Origin of the sequence: Mediterraneibacter hominis, assembly GCF_014287475.1 — a bacterium.
Taxonomy (GTDB): domain Bacteria; phylum Bacillota; class Clostridia; order Lachnospirales; family Lachnospiraceae; genus Mediterraneibacter; species Mediterraneibacter hominis.
Window position 1 is genome coordinate 219,934 of sequence record NZ_JACOPF010000003.1, and the last position, 15,836, is coordinate 235,769.

Consider the following 15,836-nt stretch of genomic DNA (forward strand, 5'->3'; position numbering starts at 1 on the left):
TTTAAGCCCTCGGCGTTTGAGAGCGAAATACACCCTACGCACAAAACTTCGTTTTGTACTCCGGGTATTTCGCCCTGCTGGGAGCATAAGCATAAGCCCGGTAACGGGCATTGAAGTTCGTAAACGGACACCTGAAAGTGTCCACTCACAAAATAAAGGGAGGAGGGAACGCTTATTGCAAGACACTCATTTATCCAGATGTCGAAACTGACAAATCTGAAAGGAAGAATCAATTATATATCCAGCCATGCCAGACAGGAAAATTTGTATGCAGTATATGACACCACAGAACGAAAGTTTTGGAGTGAGTTGGCGAAGTGTAACCAAGAAGAATTTGAGAAAAGTGGAACAGGCGGTAAATGTATTGAAGCAAGAGAACTGATTATTGCACTGCCAGAGAGTTTTGTGGACTATGAGCCGGATATGCTGCTGAAATTATTTGTGGAGCATTTTAAGCGGAATTATGAGGTAGAGTGTGTTGGGGCATTGCATCACAATAAGCGAAAGACAAATTATCATATCCATCTTATTTTTTCGGAGCGCAGATTGTTGAAAGAACCCATTGAAAAAGTTGCACCCAGAAATATGTTCTACGATGAGAATGGAAAGCGTTTACGCACTAAGAAAGAGATCATGGATGAAGCAGGACAAGTAAGAAAAGGATGTAAGATTGTTCCTAAAGGTGCTGTATATGAACGGAGAATCTTCACTACAAAGGATTCAAAGTTTAAGAATGAAACATTTCTGAATGAGGTGAAATGCTCTTTTACAGAACTGATGAATATCTATGTGAAAGATAAAAAAGAAAAACTGCAGGTGTTTGATAAGAGCAGTCCGTATTTGGCGATGAAAAAAATCGGCAAAAATAATCCGAAAGCAGAACAGATAGAATCAGATAATGAGGTGCGGAAAAGATGGAATCAGACAGTGGATAGGGCACTGGTAGGCGGGATTGCGGAAGAAAAAATTCAGGGTATTAAGCAAACGGAAATTGTGGATAAGGCAAAAAGTTCTATTCATAAGCAGGGCAGACAGCCACAGCTTTTTATGGCAATCGTCCAGTTAGCGATTGTTGCTCTACAGATTTTGATTTCGCAAATATTAAAGCAGATTTATCAGGAGCGTGATGATACAAAGAGAACATTGCCACCTATTATTTCAAGTGGGAAAACCGGAGATATTCAGATGGTAGACGATAAAAAAGTCAGGGAAATGGAACAGCCGTTGCCAGTCCCGCCAGTAAAGCCAACATTAGCTGAACAATATCCGAACTTAAGTGCTATTTACCGCAAACTGGATAATCAAAATCATGCAATCTATCTAAAAGAACAAAAACTTGCTGAGGTAAAAAAGGAGTTGGAGAATACAAAAGGTTTATTCAAGGGAAAGCGGCGTAAGGAATTGCAGCATGACATTAATGAATTAGTTCCTTTGGTTGACACTATGAAACAGCAGTTATCAGGAATTGTACAGGATTATGGGTATAAGAATGTAAAAGAGTTTCTGGAAAAATATGTGGCGGCTCAGGCAGCATATGGGGAGTATCAGAGTGCAGTTAAGGCATGGAAAAACAGTATTGAGCGTAGGAAAAACCCTGTCAGTGTATTAGCTAAATTGGAAAGGAACAAACAAAAAATCAAAGAGCGTGATAAAAAATCAAAACGCACACATTCCCGTTCCAGAGATCGGGATGCGAGATAAGGAGAAACGCATGAAAAAACATATCTATGATAAGGAAAATGGATTATCTTATACTTTAACAGGAGATTATTATTTGCCAGATTTACTTCCATCACAAGGAGAGACACCAAACTATGGGAAATATGGTTCTCTAAGGCTTAGATATTTGAAAGAGTACAAAAAGGGGATGTATCTTTCCCTACTGACACAAGGGAAATTGGTGAAGCATTTGAATACTGTGGACAAGGAATCAAGCGAGAGAATGGAGTATTTGATTCAGTCTATGAAACAGCAGTATGGGATTACCGAACAGCTAAAGGCGGAGGATCAAATGAAATGGGTGGGCTTAATGAATAATATCAAGAGTGCCGCTGAGGAAATCGTATTAAAAGAATTAGTGTATATATAAACGGACGGTACGATACTGATTTGGCATAATCCAAAGATGCATACAAAAATGACCCTAGACTGCAGAAATCCTGTAATCAGGGTCATTTTTTATAGGTCAGACCGTCAAATATCGTGTTGTAGTCTGTGTGGAAAATTTCAGCCAATGCAATTAATTCACTTATGCGAATGTTGTATGTACCGGATTCTATTTGAGAGTAGGCACTTCTGGAAATAGAGAAGTTGCGAAGCTGTAATTGTGCAATAACCTGTTCTTGCGTTAAGTTTGCACCGTTTCTTAGTTTTCTAAGATTATTTCCCAGAGAAATATCCTGTGTTTGTTTTAGTTTTTGCGGCATAATTGACTACCAGCCTTTCGCTCGACATATCTTATGTTTATATTGATTCTAGTATAAAATGTCTGTATAATTGCAATTAATAGATTGCAAAAGGAGGCGAAATATAAAGCTATGAGAAAAAGAAAATTTAATAAGGTAATGAATACAATCGGAAAAGGGGAGGGGATCAGTTCAAAAGAAGTAGAAAAGGAAATACAAATTGCAATAGATTCGGGATTTGACAATCCTGATCCAGCGGTTAGAGCAGAGTGGGAAAAAGTACCTTTTAAGGGGGAACGCCCGACACCGCAGGAAGTGATTGAGTATCTTTGTAAGGAAATGAAGAAGAAACAATAAAATAGTATTAGGCAATACGCTTATTTTTTTTAACTTCATACTACTCAATTATAAAGTAATATACTTCTTATATTAAAAGCTAATAATAGTAGATAATAGCGGGTAAAATGAAAGCAGCATATATCGGAAGTGAGGTGTAGGTTGCTTGTTAGATGAGAAGTATATTGCGAATCGAATAAAAGAACTCTGTGATAAAAGGAAGATAAGCATGTATGCGCTATCTAAAAAGACGGGCATTAGCCAGTCCTCTTTATCGAACCTAAAGAAAAGGGGAAGCACACCTACTTTTTATACATTGGACAGGATTTGTGACGGATTGGGCATTACACTGCCACAATTTTTCTCTGATGATATAGGAAAGCTGGAATTATCTTCAGAACAAAAGAAAGTACTTGAAGTATGGGAATCCTTGACGGATAAAGAGAAAGAAGCGGTTGAAATCTATGTGAGGGGTATGAAATTGAAGTAAAGCAGTCTGGTTTGGGCTGCTTTTTGCGTATTTGCCGGAAAGGCAAATGATGAGGAAGATAATATTTTTAGTTATGGTGTTGATGCTTACAGGATGTGCCCCAACAGAAGAAAAGGAAGAGGGACATTCATCTATGATTGTTACATCGGATGGTGAGGTTGTATCAGCGTATCGTGATGGAGAAGATGTGACGGATGAGAGGAAAGCGTTGGAAGAGCAGACAGAAGAAGCGATTAGCCGGTTTTTGAATCGAGACAGGAATGTGCTGGAGTTTAATATGTTCTGTATGCTGGAAGAGGATGGTATGACGGTAGAGGTTATGGTGGATGAGGTGTCGTATACGTTTACTTGCAGTATGCAGGGGGATATAATTGGTGTGGGGAGAACGGATGGGAATCGGTTTGATTTGAGGGGAGATAACTGATAGATAAATGATTTAAATACTGGATGGTGCCTAAGTGGGATTGGTATGAGATGAAGCTACTACTTTTGGAGGCAATATGATATAATTTATTAAGTATATGGTAAAAGATGGATATATTATAAATATAATAATTTTGTTTAGTTAATTGTCACACACGACATTATTACTACAATGAAAAGAGGTTAAAAGTTATGGAGGATAAGAATATATCTTTTTATAAAGGTAAAAGAGAGACTAAAGTTGATGAGCAGTTTTTGAAAAATGAAATGGCGCAGTATCTCCAAATGGATAATCTTAATTTTCTGATTGGGGCAGGTTGCTCTAGCCATATGCCGGATGGTACCGAGTTAGGGATACCCGGAATGGTAAGTTTATATAAAGACTTTTTTACAAAATATCCAGATTTTGAGGTTATGGGAGAGGCTGTTAAAGATAAATTTGATAATAATTTAGAGAAAATGTTGGAATGTATGGGGGCAATTGCAGTATCAAATACCATTAAAACAATGGATACAGATATTGAAGATAAAATAAAAAAAGTTCAGCAATTTATAAGAAATAAAATAATTGAAGGTATCTCAGGAAAAGAAGTGCAAGATATATATCATGAGTTTTATATGAAAACTGTTAGTAAGGGCAGAAAAATGCCGATTAGTATTTTTACAACCAACTATGATTTATATAACGAACAGGCATTAGATATGTTGGCTTTTCCTTATAATAATGGATTTGTAGGCACCTATAGTAGAATATTTAATCCGGCAAGTTATAAATACGCATATGTGGAAGATATGCAATTGTCAAAAGATATATGGGAACGAGTACCTAATTTCTATAATTTATATAAATTACACGGCTCAATTACTTGGGTAAAGGAACAGGAACAGATATATGAAGTGGATTATAATCATATTAACCAAGATGATACAGTAATGATTTACCCAACACCACTAAAAGATAGGACTACTTTAATGACACCCTATTCAGATTTATTTAGGGCAATGGAAACAGCATTACTTAAGAGAAATAGTATTTTGATTACAATGGGTTATAGTTTTTCCGATGATCATATCAATAGACTAATATTAAATTCTCTTGCAATACCAACATTTAGACTTGTTATTTTTGGAAAAAGTGCAGCTATAGACAAATTGATTAATATGAATGACAGTAGAATAATAGTAATAAATTCTGAAGATAAGATTCATTACTTTAATAATATTGTTCAAAGGGCAATGCCGGATATACAAGAAGATATAAAAGAGGAAATAGATATTCCTACAGTTGCAAAAATCATAAAAGCATTTGAGGGTGAAAAAGTTGAACAGTAGAACAATAGGAAAAATTATATCTATAGGCATACGGGGCGTTATCGGTGAGGTATATGATAGCTTAGGCAATTATGTTAATACAAAAGATGGGGTGCGTTTTGTTGGAGAAGTGGGGTCTTATGTTACAATTTATGAAATCGGTAGAATTATTGTAGCCGAGGTTATTGGAGTAGATGAGAAAACGTCCTTAACGAGCAATAATATGGCTAAACCTAATAGTAGTAGACAAATTTATCTAAATTTACTAGGAGAAATTGTAGACGATAAATTTTGTTTTGGTGTATCCAAAATGCCACTGATTTTTTCGGAAATACATGTTATTTCCGAAAAGGATTTAATGACTATGTTAGAAGTAGGAGATGAGGAGCAATTTATCACAGACGGCTCTAAGAATACAAGGGCAATATTGTTACCAATTGGACAGTCCGTAATTTTCCCTGATTATGCGGTCAAGGTAAATATAGACAAATTTTTTGGCTTTCATTTTGCAGTATTTGGAAATACAGGTTCAGGAAAATCTAATACAATAGCAAAGACGTTACAAAATATTTTCAAAAAGAAAAATTATTCAGCTAAAGGAGCAAAGTTCGTTATAATTGATTCTAATGGAGAATATAATAAGGCGTTTTCGGGAATAAACGTGGTAAATAATGAAATTAAACAATCACTATTTATTGCAGATGAGGAGATAAGTACAAATAAATTAGAAATACCAGTTTGGGCTATGTCAGCAGATGACTGGGCTATATTATTACATGCATCTGAAAAAACACAGATTCCAGTACTAAAACGTGCAATAGACATTGCAAAGTTATTTTATGATCCGAGCAATCCCAATAATGATGTAAAAAATCATATTCTTGCAAGCACGCTATTAGGAATCATTAATAGTTCAGATTCGTCACCCTCAAAAAGTGATAAGTTAAAGGCGATAATTACCAATTTTGGCACATCTGAAATAAACGCTCAGGTTAAATGTGAAAATAATATTACGTTACGAGAAGCAATACAGATAAACTTTGGTGAAATGAAAAATCAGGATATAGCTATGAAATATTTAAGCGGTTTTGTAAATGCGGAATTAATTGGAGATTCTTTTTCTAGCAAGTCTGTTCCATATGATTTATCACAGTTTGTGGAAGCTGTAGATTTTGCAACATTATATGAAGGAAGTATTAGTTCCCAAAGAATACAGGAGTATACGGCAACATTGTCGACCCGGTTACAAACGATTAAAGATGGTGTTCAAGGAAAAATATTATCCAAAACCAATTTTAAGACTGTTGATGAATATATAGAAAATTTATTGGGCACAAATCAAATAGTAGATATTGATATTAGTTCATTAGACGATGCCTCAGCAGAGGTAGTCACGAAAGTATTAGCAAAACTAATTTTAGATTATTTAAAACAAAGGAAGAATAAAGCAGATATGCCAATTAATTTTATTATTGAAGAAGCACATCGCTTTGTAAAGAATGAAAAAAATTACGGTGCTGTTGGATATAACATTTTTGAAAGAATCGCAAAAGAGGGTAGAAAGTTTGGCTTGTTACTTGGTATTTCTTCCCAAAGACCAAGTGAACTTTCAAAAACGGTAGTTTCACAATGCAGTAATTTTATTATTCATAGGGTACAAAATCCTGATGATTTACAGTATATTTCCAAAATGGTTCCATATGTAAACCAAAATATTATTGAACGACTTACATATCTTCAAATGGGAAACGCATTGGTTTTTGGAACAGCAATTAACCTACCTACTTTAACTAAATTTGAACAAGCCAACCCTAAGACAGATAGCGATAATGCGAAGATATCTGAAAAATGGTATGTGAACTAATTGCTTATATTATTTTGGGATTATCAAAGAAAAGATGAAGTGGTAGACGCTTTTGAATGGAATTAATCATAGGAGATTTATATTTTAATTTAACAAAGGAAAAACCATATGCACAGAAGAGACTTACATAAGTATAGTAAAATTGGCATGGTTGCCATATTAATCATATTGATTTTAGATGCCTTTAATATTTCTAGTATATTATCTATACCATTTAACAATCTTAATTTGGATTTGTGGAATATTTTGGTGGTTATAATTTTATATGTTTTAACATACGAGATAATACAGAAAAGAGATAATTGTAGAAAAAAGAATCAAGAGGAATTTGCAAGGATTCTATTGGAGAATACATATCGGGAATGTTACTCATATAAAAATATAATAGCTGATGAGGCTTTCAAGAAAATATGCCCTAAGCGGTTTCCGGGAGATCAAACAATGGAGAATAATGCAGCATATCATAATATGAGAAGTGCACCTTTCGACCATGATTCAGTTATTTTTTCTTTAGGGGAAGCAGGTGTTATTTCGGCATCTAATATATCAAATTATTTAATGGTAAAAAACAAGTACAGTATATATTTTTCAAATGTTACAATTTTTCCTGATATGGATGAAATAACAAATCCTTTGAAAAGGGACTTGGAACATGTTTTAGATAAAGCAATTGGTGAACTGAAGAAATAGAAAAATATATTAATAGACAAAACCAGAGGTAGCAAATGTTGATGTAGCCATTAAGTAAGGTAAGATTTTAGTAATACAAAGTTTCAGAAATATATATACTACATATAAAACCGTTCGATATTGAAATGAAATCACACGGAAAATCAATAAAAATACTAAACAACAAGTTGAAAATTAGGAGTTTGAATAGTAAACAACAAGCCGGAAATCGCAGTAATCTGCGGCGTTTCCGGCTTTTAATATACCATTTCAAATATTGACGAATCAGTATTTCAGAGGCATACTGTATATTAAATAGTTTCTCTTTCTGGTGTACAGCACATGCAGTATTCAAATTATTATGAATACGATACGTTTAGTGAGACGATAAGGAAGGGTAAGAATTTACAATAGAAGCTTATAGAGTATCAATATAGAAATAACCATACAAAAATACAGATAGATAAGGAGCAGCAATATGTGTAAGAAAAAACTATACGGACAGTTTGAATTCAGAAATATCCTTCCGGAAGAGGCAGAGCAGGCAGCAGAAATTGAAAAAATATGTTTTCCTCCGAATGAAGCGTGCTCTAAACCTATTATGAAAGAGAGAATTATACAGGCTCCAGAATTTTTTTTGGTCGCAGCAGACAAAGAAACGGGAAAGCTTGCAGGCTTTTTAAATGGTCTTGCTACAGACGAAGAGGTTTTCAGGGATGCATTTTTTGAGGATGTTGGATTACATAATCCAACAGGCAGGAACGTTATGCTGCTTGGATTGGATGTACTTCCGAAATACCGTGGAAAGGGACTGGCGAGAGAGCTGGTGTCTCAATATTTTTTCAGAGAAAGGAATCGAGGAAGAAAAAGAATTATTTTGACATGCTTAGAGCCCAAAGTTAAAATGTATGAGAAAATGGGTTTTTGCAATTACGGGATAGCCGCGTCTTCCTGGGGTGACGAGCAGTGGTACGAAATGGGATGTGTACTAAATACATAGAGAAAACGTTGCGGTTGTTATTTTTACATTTCCAAACTATAATAATAGTTATGTAAAAAGGGTAAAATTATATTGCAGAAGAGAGGACTTGTAAATGAGTGATGCAAGCTTGTCTCCCTTTGTAAAATGGGCAGGGGGAAAACGTCAGCTTTTAAATGAAATCAAGGAAAGAATGCCTGAAGGTTTTTATCGATATTATGAGCCATTTGTCGGAGGCGGTGCGGTAGTATTTGATATACTTCCAGAAAACGCGGTAATAAATGACATTAATAGAGCATTGATTAATGCATACAGGCAAATATGTAAAGAGCCAAAGGCTTTTTTAAATATTATCAATAGCTTAGATAGTAAAATGTGGGAGGACGGAAAGGCTTACTATTATTCATTACGGGAGCGATATAATGATAAGCTGATGAAGAAGGAATATGATACGGAGCTGGCGGCATTGTTTGTATTTATCAATAAACACTGCTTTAATGGACTATATAGAGTCAATGGGAGAGGACTATTCAATGTACCTTACAACAACAGCAGAAGGAAGTCGGTGGACAAAGAGTCTATATATGCGGTTTCGGAGTACCTGGAGAATGTAACTATTTTAGAAGGAGATTTTCAAAATGCGTGCGTCACTGCCAGGAAGGGTGATTTTATCTTTATTGACAGTCCGTATGCACCGCTGAATCCTACTTCCTTTGAGTCTTACACAAAAGAAGGGTTTGACATAGAAAGCCATAGAAGGCTGGCGGAATTATTTGATGAACTGACACAGAGGGGATGTAAGTGTATGCTGACAAACCACAACACCGATTTGATACAGGAATTATATGGAAATAAGGGATACAGAATGGATGTTGTACGTGTGAAGCGTATGATAAATTCAGACGCCTCGAATCGTGTCGGCGAGGAGATTATTATATGCAATTATTAAAGGTGGATTTCATTATATGGAAAGAGTGATTGCAGGGACTGTACAGAAATACTTTGAAGCAGAAGACGTGCAGCTTATTTGTGGGGATGCGTTTCAGATATTAAGGAAAATAAAGCCAGAATGTGTAGATATGATATTTGCGGATCCTCCATATTTTTTAAGCAATGACGGAATAACCTGCCAGGGAGGAAAAATGGTTTCTGTCAATAAAGGTGACTGGGATAAGCTGGGGAAAGAGAAAATAGCAGATGTCGGGGAAAAGCATAAATTTAACAGGAAATGGATTCGTTTATGTAAAAGAGTATTGAAGGCGGATGGGAGCATCTGGATTTCTGGTACACTGCATAATATATATTCCATTGGAATGGCGCTGGAGCAGGAAGGGTTTAAAATTATAAATAATATTACATGGCAGAAGACAAATCCACCGCCCAATCTGGCATGCAGATGTTTTACCCATTCAACAGAAACAATTTTGTGGGCGCAGAAAAATGAAAAGAGAGCAAAGCATTTTTTTGCGTATGAATTGATGAAAGAGATAAATAACGGAAAACAGATGAAGGATGTATGGACGGGAAGCCTGACAAAGCCATCTGAAAAAAAAGAGGGGAAGCATCCAACGCAAAAGCCGGAATATCTTTTAGAAAGAATTGTTCTGGCTTCTACCAAAGCTGGTCAGACGGTTTTAGATCCCTTTTGTGGTTCTGGTACTACGGGAGTAGCAGCGAGAAGATTTGAAAGACAGTTTATCGGAATTGATAATTGTGAAGAGTATTTAGAGATTACAAAAAGAAGGCTGGAAAAAGTCCTTGAAGAAAGAAGAAATTAAAACGACTTGCCCAGAAAGCGCCTGTATCTTGGGCTTTCTGGGCAGATGTATGATGAAAAGGAAGGAGACAGACAAGAGAGAGTTAGGCTTTTTGGTAAAAGGCTTCTATTGCTCTTCCCAAAAATTCTGTTGTGCCTGATCCATAGACAGAATCCTGTATTTTTTGGATTTCCTCATTTGTCTGATATAATTTTGCCGTTTCTAAGAGGAGAGAGGAAACGTCGTTCATCTGATATAGCTGTTTGAAGACGAAATCATATTCTCCAATGAGTTCTTTTACTTCGAAGGAATGGACATCACAGTTTTTCTTTACGGCAAGTTTATTAAGGATAGCTTCTAGACGGCGCTGATAAGCAGGAAGAAGCTGTGAAGTGTCGGGAGGCGCTGCTGCTTTCAATGCATGTTCTTTGTCTCCGTACCATTCTGTTATTTTCTGAAAGTTTTTCTGTGTAGCTTCACTGGAAGCAGTTTCTATAAAATGTTTATGAAAAGCCTCCATACTTCCATATTTTTCAATAAAGATTTCTTTTTGGGCCTGATTCATATTTACAATCATAGAATGATACATATCTTCTAATTCTGTTTTATTAAATATTGCGAAATTCATAGCATTTTCTCCTTTCAAAATTGCATCTATATTTGTAAGTAATTGTTCTATATGTGCTTTTTTTGACAACAGCATTTCTCGTTGCATATGTAGAATCTGATTTTTATCTAGAACAGGGTCGTTTATGACGGCTTTGATTTTTTTAAGAGGAATGTCAAATTCCCGAAAAAATAGTATTTGCTGCAGGGTTTCGAGGGCTTTGTCATCGTAAAGCCGATACCCGGTCGGACTTTTGGACGTGGGCTTAAGAAGCCCTATCTCATCATAATAGTGAAGCGTGCGCACGCTGATGCCGGTCAGCTTTGATATTTCTTTTACTGTCATCATTTGGATATCCTCCCTGTTCTTGATAGGATTACTTTACTCTATTACGCACCGTGAGAGTCAACCCTTTTTCACAAAATTATAGAAATATTTTTTCAATATCGAATCTTAATAATTTGTAAAATACATAGTGAAATGGAAAATTGCGTGATAAGATAAAAGCAGAGATAAAGTTCAGACAAATGAGAAAAAGAGGAGAGACCTTATGAAAGAAAAGAGAGAAAAAGCAGTTGCTATTTACCATCGGATTATGAGACGGGAGAATTTTGAGACTGCGGCGAAAGACATATTTCATCTGCTTGTTGAGACACAGAAAGAGGAACCTGGCAGGCCGCGGAGCTTATATTTGGATATCGATGGGCACCGAAATGAAGCAGGCGGCTTTGATAAGGATATGCTGGAATTACAGAAAGAATTTCTTCTGGGCTTTTTAGCGCCTTATTTTACAGAATTGCATCTTCCTCTTGGAACAGTCATCAATAAAAAAGGACAGAATAATGATATAATGGATGAATTGGAAATTTTCAGTGCAGAGGATAAAAAAGAGGACAGCTTGCATGAATTATATATGGAAAACTATGAGAATACGGAATTTATGTCAGAAAAGGATGTTTATGCCTTTCTGAAAAAGGCCTCAAAAGTTTTAAAGAAATTTGGCGACATGGATATACAGGCGGAGGACGGCTATGATCCACACGGCTGGATGTCAGGCTGGGGGAAATATATACAGAATTTGATAACGGAATTGTTTAATTCGTTTATTCATGGAAATCTACTGTCTGTCTCGGCAATGACAAGAGCATTGATTGAAAGTTATGTATATCTGCGTATTTTAAAGGAAGAAAGAAGTGAAGAGCTTCTACATGACTGGTGCATATGCAGTCTGATGTCGGGCATGAAAAGGATGGATGAGAAAGGAAAAAAACAAATATCCGATATAATAGAGAATTACTGTAGAAAAGCAGGGGCAGAGGGGGAAGACTATTTTCTGCGATTTGGCAAAGGAAATCAAAATAGCTGGTTGACGAATGTAATACAGAAAAAGCAGGTTACTTTTAGGGATGCCTGCGAATATCTGAAAGAGCCTGAAATATACCAGGATTTTCAATCCGCCAGTGCATTTGTACATGGACAGGACATTATATCAAAAATTGTTCCGTTTACGTTTTATCATTCTATATATCAGAAGCTCTATCTTATGATGCTGTATAGTTTTAAGACAATGCGTTTGTATGCAGAATCTGAGAGGTTAGAGGGAGAGATGATAGAATTGGAAAAGGAATTGAATGGATTAGCAGAAAACTATGCGTAAAGCAATAGGCTCTATATAAATTGGTTTTAAAGACAAAGGAGAAGTGTATGCCAAATTACAATTTTAGTAACGCTTTTTCGATGGCACCTTTGAAATTTCAGCAATTTGCCTGTGCTATGGTCAGTGCGCGGGAAGGTGTTCGGTTTCAGCGCTTTGGGGAAGGACAAGACGGGGGAATAGACGGGCTGTATATCACTGAAAAGAGGAGGACGATTCTTCAGGCGAAGAAAATGGAAGTAAAGGGGAAAGCTCTGCTGCGTATTTTGACACAGGAGAGAAAAAAAATTCCTCTGGGAGCATGCGACAGATATATATTGGTTCTATCTGTAGACTCAATCAGAGAAACGTTAAAGGAAGAAATCAGAGGGATTTTCCCAGAGATTATTGACAGTAATGATATTATTACTGGTGTCGATTTGAATGGCTGGCTGGAAGAACCGCAGTATGCACATATAGAAAGAAACTATCCGGAACTATGGTTTCACAGTGGAAATTACTTGGAAGAGCTTCTTGCAAGGTCTATGTCTGCGGCGGTTTTAAACCGTTCTCGCGTAAAACTGAAATTGATAGAAAAGGAAACGCAGACCTTTATAGAGACGCAGGTATTTGCGGAGGCACAGAATATTCTAGAGAAGCATCATGGAGTGATTATTTCCGGTGAATCGGGAGCAGGAAAGACAACACATGCACTCTGCCTGGCTGACTTGTATATACGACAAAAAGGATATGAGAAGTTATATTTTGCAGAATCTTTGAGAGAAATCGAACAGATTCTGGGAGATGAACCAGGCAGGTGTATGATTATTTTTGATGACTTTTGGGGGCACAGCTCGTTTTCGGAGAGCCGCCTGGAATTAAACGAAGAGAGAAAACTGGCAGATTTGTTCCGCATCCTTCCGTGTTATCCGGAAGTCCGCCTGGTATTTACTACAAGAGAATTTGTACTTCAGCAGGGATTCTGTCATTTTCCGGAGTTAGAAAAAATCTGTGAATTAAAAAAGGTGACATTACAGTTAAGCGCGTATTCACTGGCACAAAAAGCAGAAATTTTGTTTCGGCATTTGTATGTTTCCAATCTTGGGTATCTCCATACAAGAGCAATTTTTGAAAAACAAGAGGACATTATTTACCGCGAAGCGTATAGTCCGCGTTCAGTTGCATATTATCTGGAGAATGTTTCCGCGCATGGCAAGGAACCAGAGGAATACGCAGAAGAACTGCTTCGATATGTAGAGGCGCCAGAGCAATATTTTGAAAGCATATTTTCAAAGCTTTCTTACGGAGCGCGCCTGATCTGTATGCTGCTCCTTGTTTCCGAAGAGGAAATCCGTATTGTGCCGGAATTAAGAAGAGAATTTATGGTTTTGGCAGATGTCTGCAAAGAGAAAGTTGAAAAAGATCAGTTTGAGAAGTATCTGCGGGAACTGGAGGGATGTTTTACAGAAGTGAAGGAATCGATGGAGGAAGAAGTGATTGTATTAGATTTTCTGAATCATTCCATTCGTGATTTTCTGAAGAAATATTTAGATAAACATATCGAAACATTCGAGATGATATTGGCGGAAAACTGTATCTATTTTAACCAATTAATTTATCTTTCTTCTGAGACGGAAATTTCTCAAAAGTGCAGGACTATTTTATTTCAGCGTCTGGTAAATGAAATACAAGATATGAAATATTCGTTTGTCTTTAATATGGACATAAACTGGTACTATTCCGCGGATGCATTTCCGTGGGAATATGAAGAGTATAAGATATTGCAATTATGTGTGCAGTACCAAAAGTATGGAGATGGTACTTTGTATCAATTTCTTAAGGGATATTGTGACAAACTGCTGAAAGATCTGGAGGAAGGCAGAGTGGATCGGGAACAGATGGAAAGTATTGCCGACATCCTGCCGCGGATGATGAAAAGTGGCTATCCAATGGAAGGCAGACAATTATTAGATATGTATTATAAGAATATACAATGGACATCTGAACTTAAGTTTATAGAAGCATTGCGTCCATGCTGTCCAGAGTATTTTGATGAATTTATGGAGAAGCATTTTGGAGAAATCCGCAGACGGCTTCCAGGACTTATTTTACAGAATATTGAATCGCTGCTGGACGAGAGAGCTGGCGAGGAAAAAATTGACGATTTGATGATAGAAGCACCGGAGTTGTTTCAAAAATATAATATTGCATATACAGAAGAATTTGTACAGAGTATGTATACTACAGCAGAACGGCCTTTCCCTAAAAAACAGAGGAAAAGTAAAAATAGAACTGCAGATAGAGAAGAAGCTGTCTCTAGGTATAAAGTAGAACAGCTGGATTATAAAAAGATAGTGCAGCGCGCAGAGAAATGGATTCTGCCCAAGGTGCGGTATCTCACAGCGAAAGAAATTAAAAAGATGGAACGGGATGCAGGTAAGGACTATCGCAGAGGGTATTTGACACAGGGAGTATTTACCAGAGAGGTGTTTATTCTGGTACTGGAGTATTTAGAGCAGATTCCTAAAATTCCTCGCCAGGAAGATGTGTTCTATGAGGGATTGGCCGATTTCCTGCTGGAAGACTGGACAAATGAAGAAAAGGAGACATTGTATATACTGGCAAGAAAAACAGTAGAATATGGGTGTGAGTATTTGGCGGAAAGTGACTTAAAAGAGTACTGTGGTGGCAGTACAAAGACAGTGGAAAGATTTGTAGAAAGTGGAATCATCCTTCAAAATGGAAAGTGGTATCACTTTTGGAATTTTGCATTTCGGATAAGCTTGGCATTGAGAAGCATAGAAAGCATGCCTTCAGAAGAAAAGCGTGAGTACTATCAAAAGAAGCTGTGGAGCTATTGGGACAATGAGGATGGAGATATATGGGTTTCGAAGTTTTGCTGTACCAGGTGGGAAGAATTTAAGGAGCTATTTGTAATTCCTGTGTATTCTGAATTTTTGCAGACCGCAAGAAAAGAGGGAAAAGGGCAGCCGGCGAAATGGTTGATGGAGCAGATGTGCTGGGAAGGGAAAATTTTAAAAGAGGGAACGGATATAAAAGTGATAACAACCGTTTCTCCTCCTGACGCAATCCGAGTATTCGACCTGACGGACAGTGAAATACTGGATGAGGCCTATCAGAGCTTTGAAGATATGTTCTATAAGCAGGCAGAAAATTTGGAAGAATTTAAAGAGGATATAAAATTGGATGGCTCAACTAAAGTTTATGCCGCTGCGTTGCTTCGTACAGAAAGGGGAAGAAGGCTTTTAGAGGAGAATAGATGTCTTGAATCAATGAGAAAAATACTTGAGAGGATGGAAAGCTATCTTAAAAATAGCAAGGTAAATATAAGAAGGAGGTAA

15 protein-coding genes are annotated in these 15,836 nt (G+C 36.7%); 13 read left to right on the forward strand and 2 right to left on the reverse strand.

Features of this window, described 5'->3' with window-relative positions; all coding sequences use genetic code 11:
- The first annotated feature begins 198 nt into the window (after positions 1-198).
- Both H8S37_RS13935 and H8S37_RS13940 read left to right on the forward strand, forming a co-directional pair.
- Positions 199-1,701 (forward strand): MobA/MobL family protein, encoded by a 1,503-nt coding sequence (locus tag H8S37_RS13935; RefSeq protein ID WP_207723965.1) that lies wholly within the window; start codon positions 199-201, stop codon positions 1,699-1,701.
- Between the two features lie 10 nt (positions 1,702-1,711).
- The gene (locus H8S37_RS13940; RefSeq protein WP_186876667.1) at positions 1,712-2,089 is read left to right on the forward strand and encodes a TnpV protein; all 378 of its coding nucleotides are present in this window, start codon (positions 1,712-1,714) and stop codon (positions 2,087-2,089) included.
- 82 nt (positions 2,090-2,171) lie between these two features.
- Here the strand turns inward: H8S37_RS13940 and H8S37_RS13945 are convergent, their stop codons facing one another.
- Entirely contained in the window at positions 2,172-2,426 is a 255-nt protein-coding gene (locus H8S37_RS13945) for a helix-turn-helix transcriptional regulator (protein WP_186876668.1), read from the reverse strand.
- 111 nt (positions 2,427-2,537) lie between these two features.
- Between H8S37_RS13945 and H8S37_RS13950 the strand changes: the two genes are divergently transcribed.
- The 9 genes from H8S37_RS13950 (at position 2,538) to H8S37_RS13990 (ending at position 10,255) form a co-directional block, all read left to right on the forward strand.
- Positions 2,538-2,762, forward strand: coding sequence for a sporulation initiation factor Spo0A (locus H8S37_RS13950; protein WP_186876669.1), 225 nt, complete (start codon positions 2,538-2,540; stop codon positions 2,760-2,762).
- Positions 2,763-2,907: 145 nt separating this feature from the next.
- Complete coding sequence (locus H8S37_RS13955) at positions 2,908-3,231, forward strand: helix-turn-helix domain-containing protein (RefSeq protein ID WP_026255266.1); 324 nt, start codon at positions 2,908-2,910, stop codon at positions 3,229-3,231.
- Between the two features lie 46 nt (positions 3,232-3,277).
- A complete protein-coding gene (locus H8S37_RS13960) occupies positions 3,278-3,655 on the forward strand; it encodes a hypothetical protein (RefSeq protein WP_243207200.1) in 378 nt (125 codons plus the stop codon).
- A 191-nt stretch (positions 3,656-3,846) separates the two neighbouring features.
- Positions 3,847-4,986, forward strand: a complete 1,140-nt coding sequence (locus H8S37_RS13965) for an SIR2 family protein (protein ID WP_186876670.1) — start codon at positions 3,847-3,849, stop codon at positions 4,984-4,986.
- Positions 4,976-6,829, forward strand: coding sequence for an ATP-binding protein (locus tag H8S37_RS13970; protein WP_186876671.1), 1,854 nt, complete (start codon positions 4,976-4,978; stop codon positions 6,827-6,829). The genes H8S37_RS13965 and H8S37_RS13970 overlap by 11 nt, the downstream gene beginning before the upstream one ends.
- A gap of 108 nt (positions 6,830-6,937) precedes the next feature.
- On the forward strand, positions 6,938-7,519 hold the full coding sequence (locus H8S37_RS13975; RefSeq protein WP_186876672.1) for a hypothetical protein: 582 nt from the start codon (positions 6,938-6,940) through the stop codon (positions 7,517-7,519).
- 457 nt (positions 7,520-7,976) lie between these two features.
- Positions 7,977-8,498, forward strand: a complete 522-nt coding sequence (locus H8S37_RS13980; RefSeq protein ID WP_186876673.1) for a GNAT family N-acetyltransferase — start codon at positions 7,977-7,979, stop codon at positions 8,496-8,498.
- A gap of 94 nt (positions 8,499-8,592) precedes the next feature.
- Complete coding sequence (locus H8S37_RS13985; protein ID WP_186876674.1) at positions 8,593-9,426, forward strand: DNA adenine methylase; 834 nt, start codon at positions 8,593-8,595, stop codon at positions 9,424-9,426.
- A 16-nt stretch (positions 9,427-9,442) separates the two neighbouring features.
- The gene (locus tag H8S37_RS13990; RefSeq protein WP_186876675.1) at positions 9,443-10,255 is read left to right on the forward strand and encodes a DNA-methyltransferase; all 813 of its coding nucleotides are present in this window, start codon (positions 9,443-9,445) and stop codon (positions 10,253-10,255) included.
- An 82-nt stretch (positions 10,256-10,337) separates the two neighbouring features.
- On the opposite strand, the gene H8S37_RS13995 is transcribed toward H8S37_RS13990, so the two are convergent.
- Entirely contained in the window at positions 10,338-11,189 is an 852-nt protein-coding gene (locus H8S37_RS13995; protein ID WP_186876676.1) for a MerR family transcriptional regulator, read from the reverse strand.
- A 202-nt stretch (positions 11,190-11,391) separates the two neighbouring features.
- Here H8S37_RS13995 and H8S37_RS14000 point away from each other — a divergent pair, with 202 nt between their 5' ends.
- Positions 11,392-12,498, forward strand: a complete 1,107-nt coding sequence (locus H8S37_RS14000; RefSeq protein WP_186876677.1) for a DUF5677 domain-containing protein — start codon at positions 11,392-11,394, stop codon at positions 12,496-12,498.
- A 47-nt stretch (positions 12,499-12,545) separates the two neighbouring features.
- Positions 12,546-15,836: an nSTAND3 domain-containing NTPase gene (locus H8S37_RS14005; RefSeq protein ID WP_186876678.1), complete on the forward strand. Its 3,291-nt coding sequence runs from the start codon at positions 12,546-12,548 to the stop codon at positions 15,834-15,836.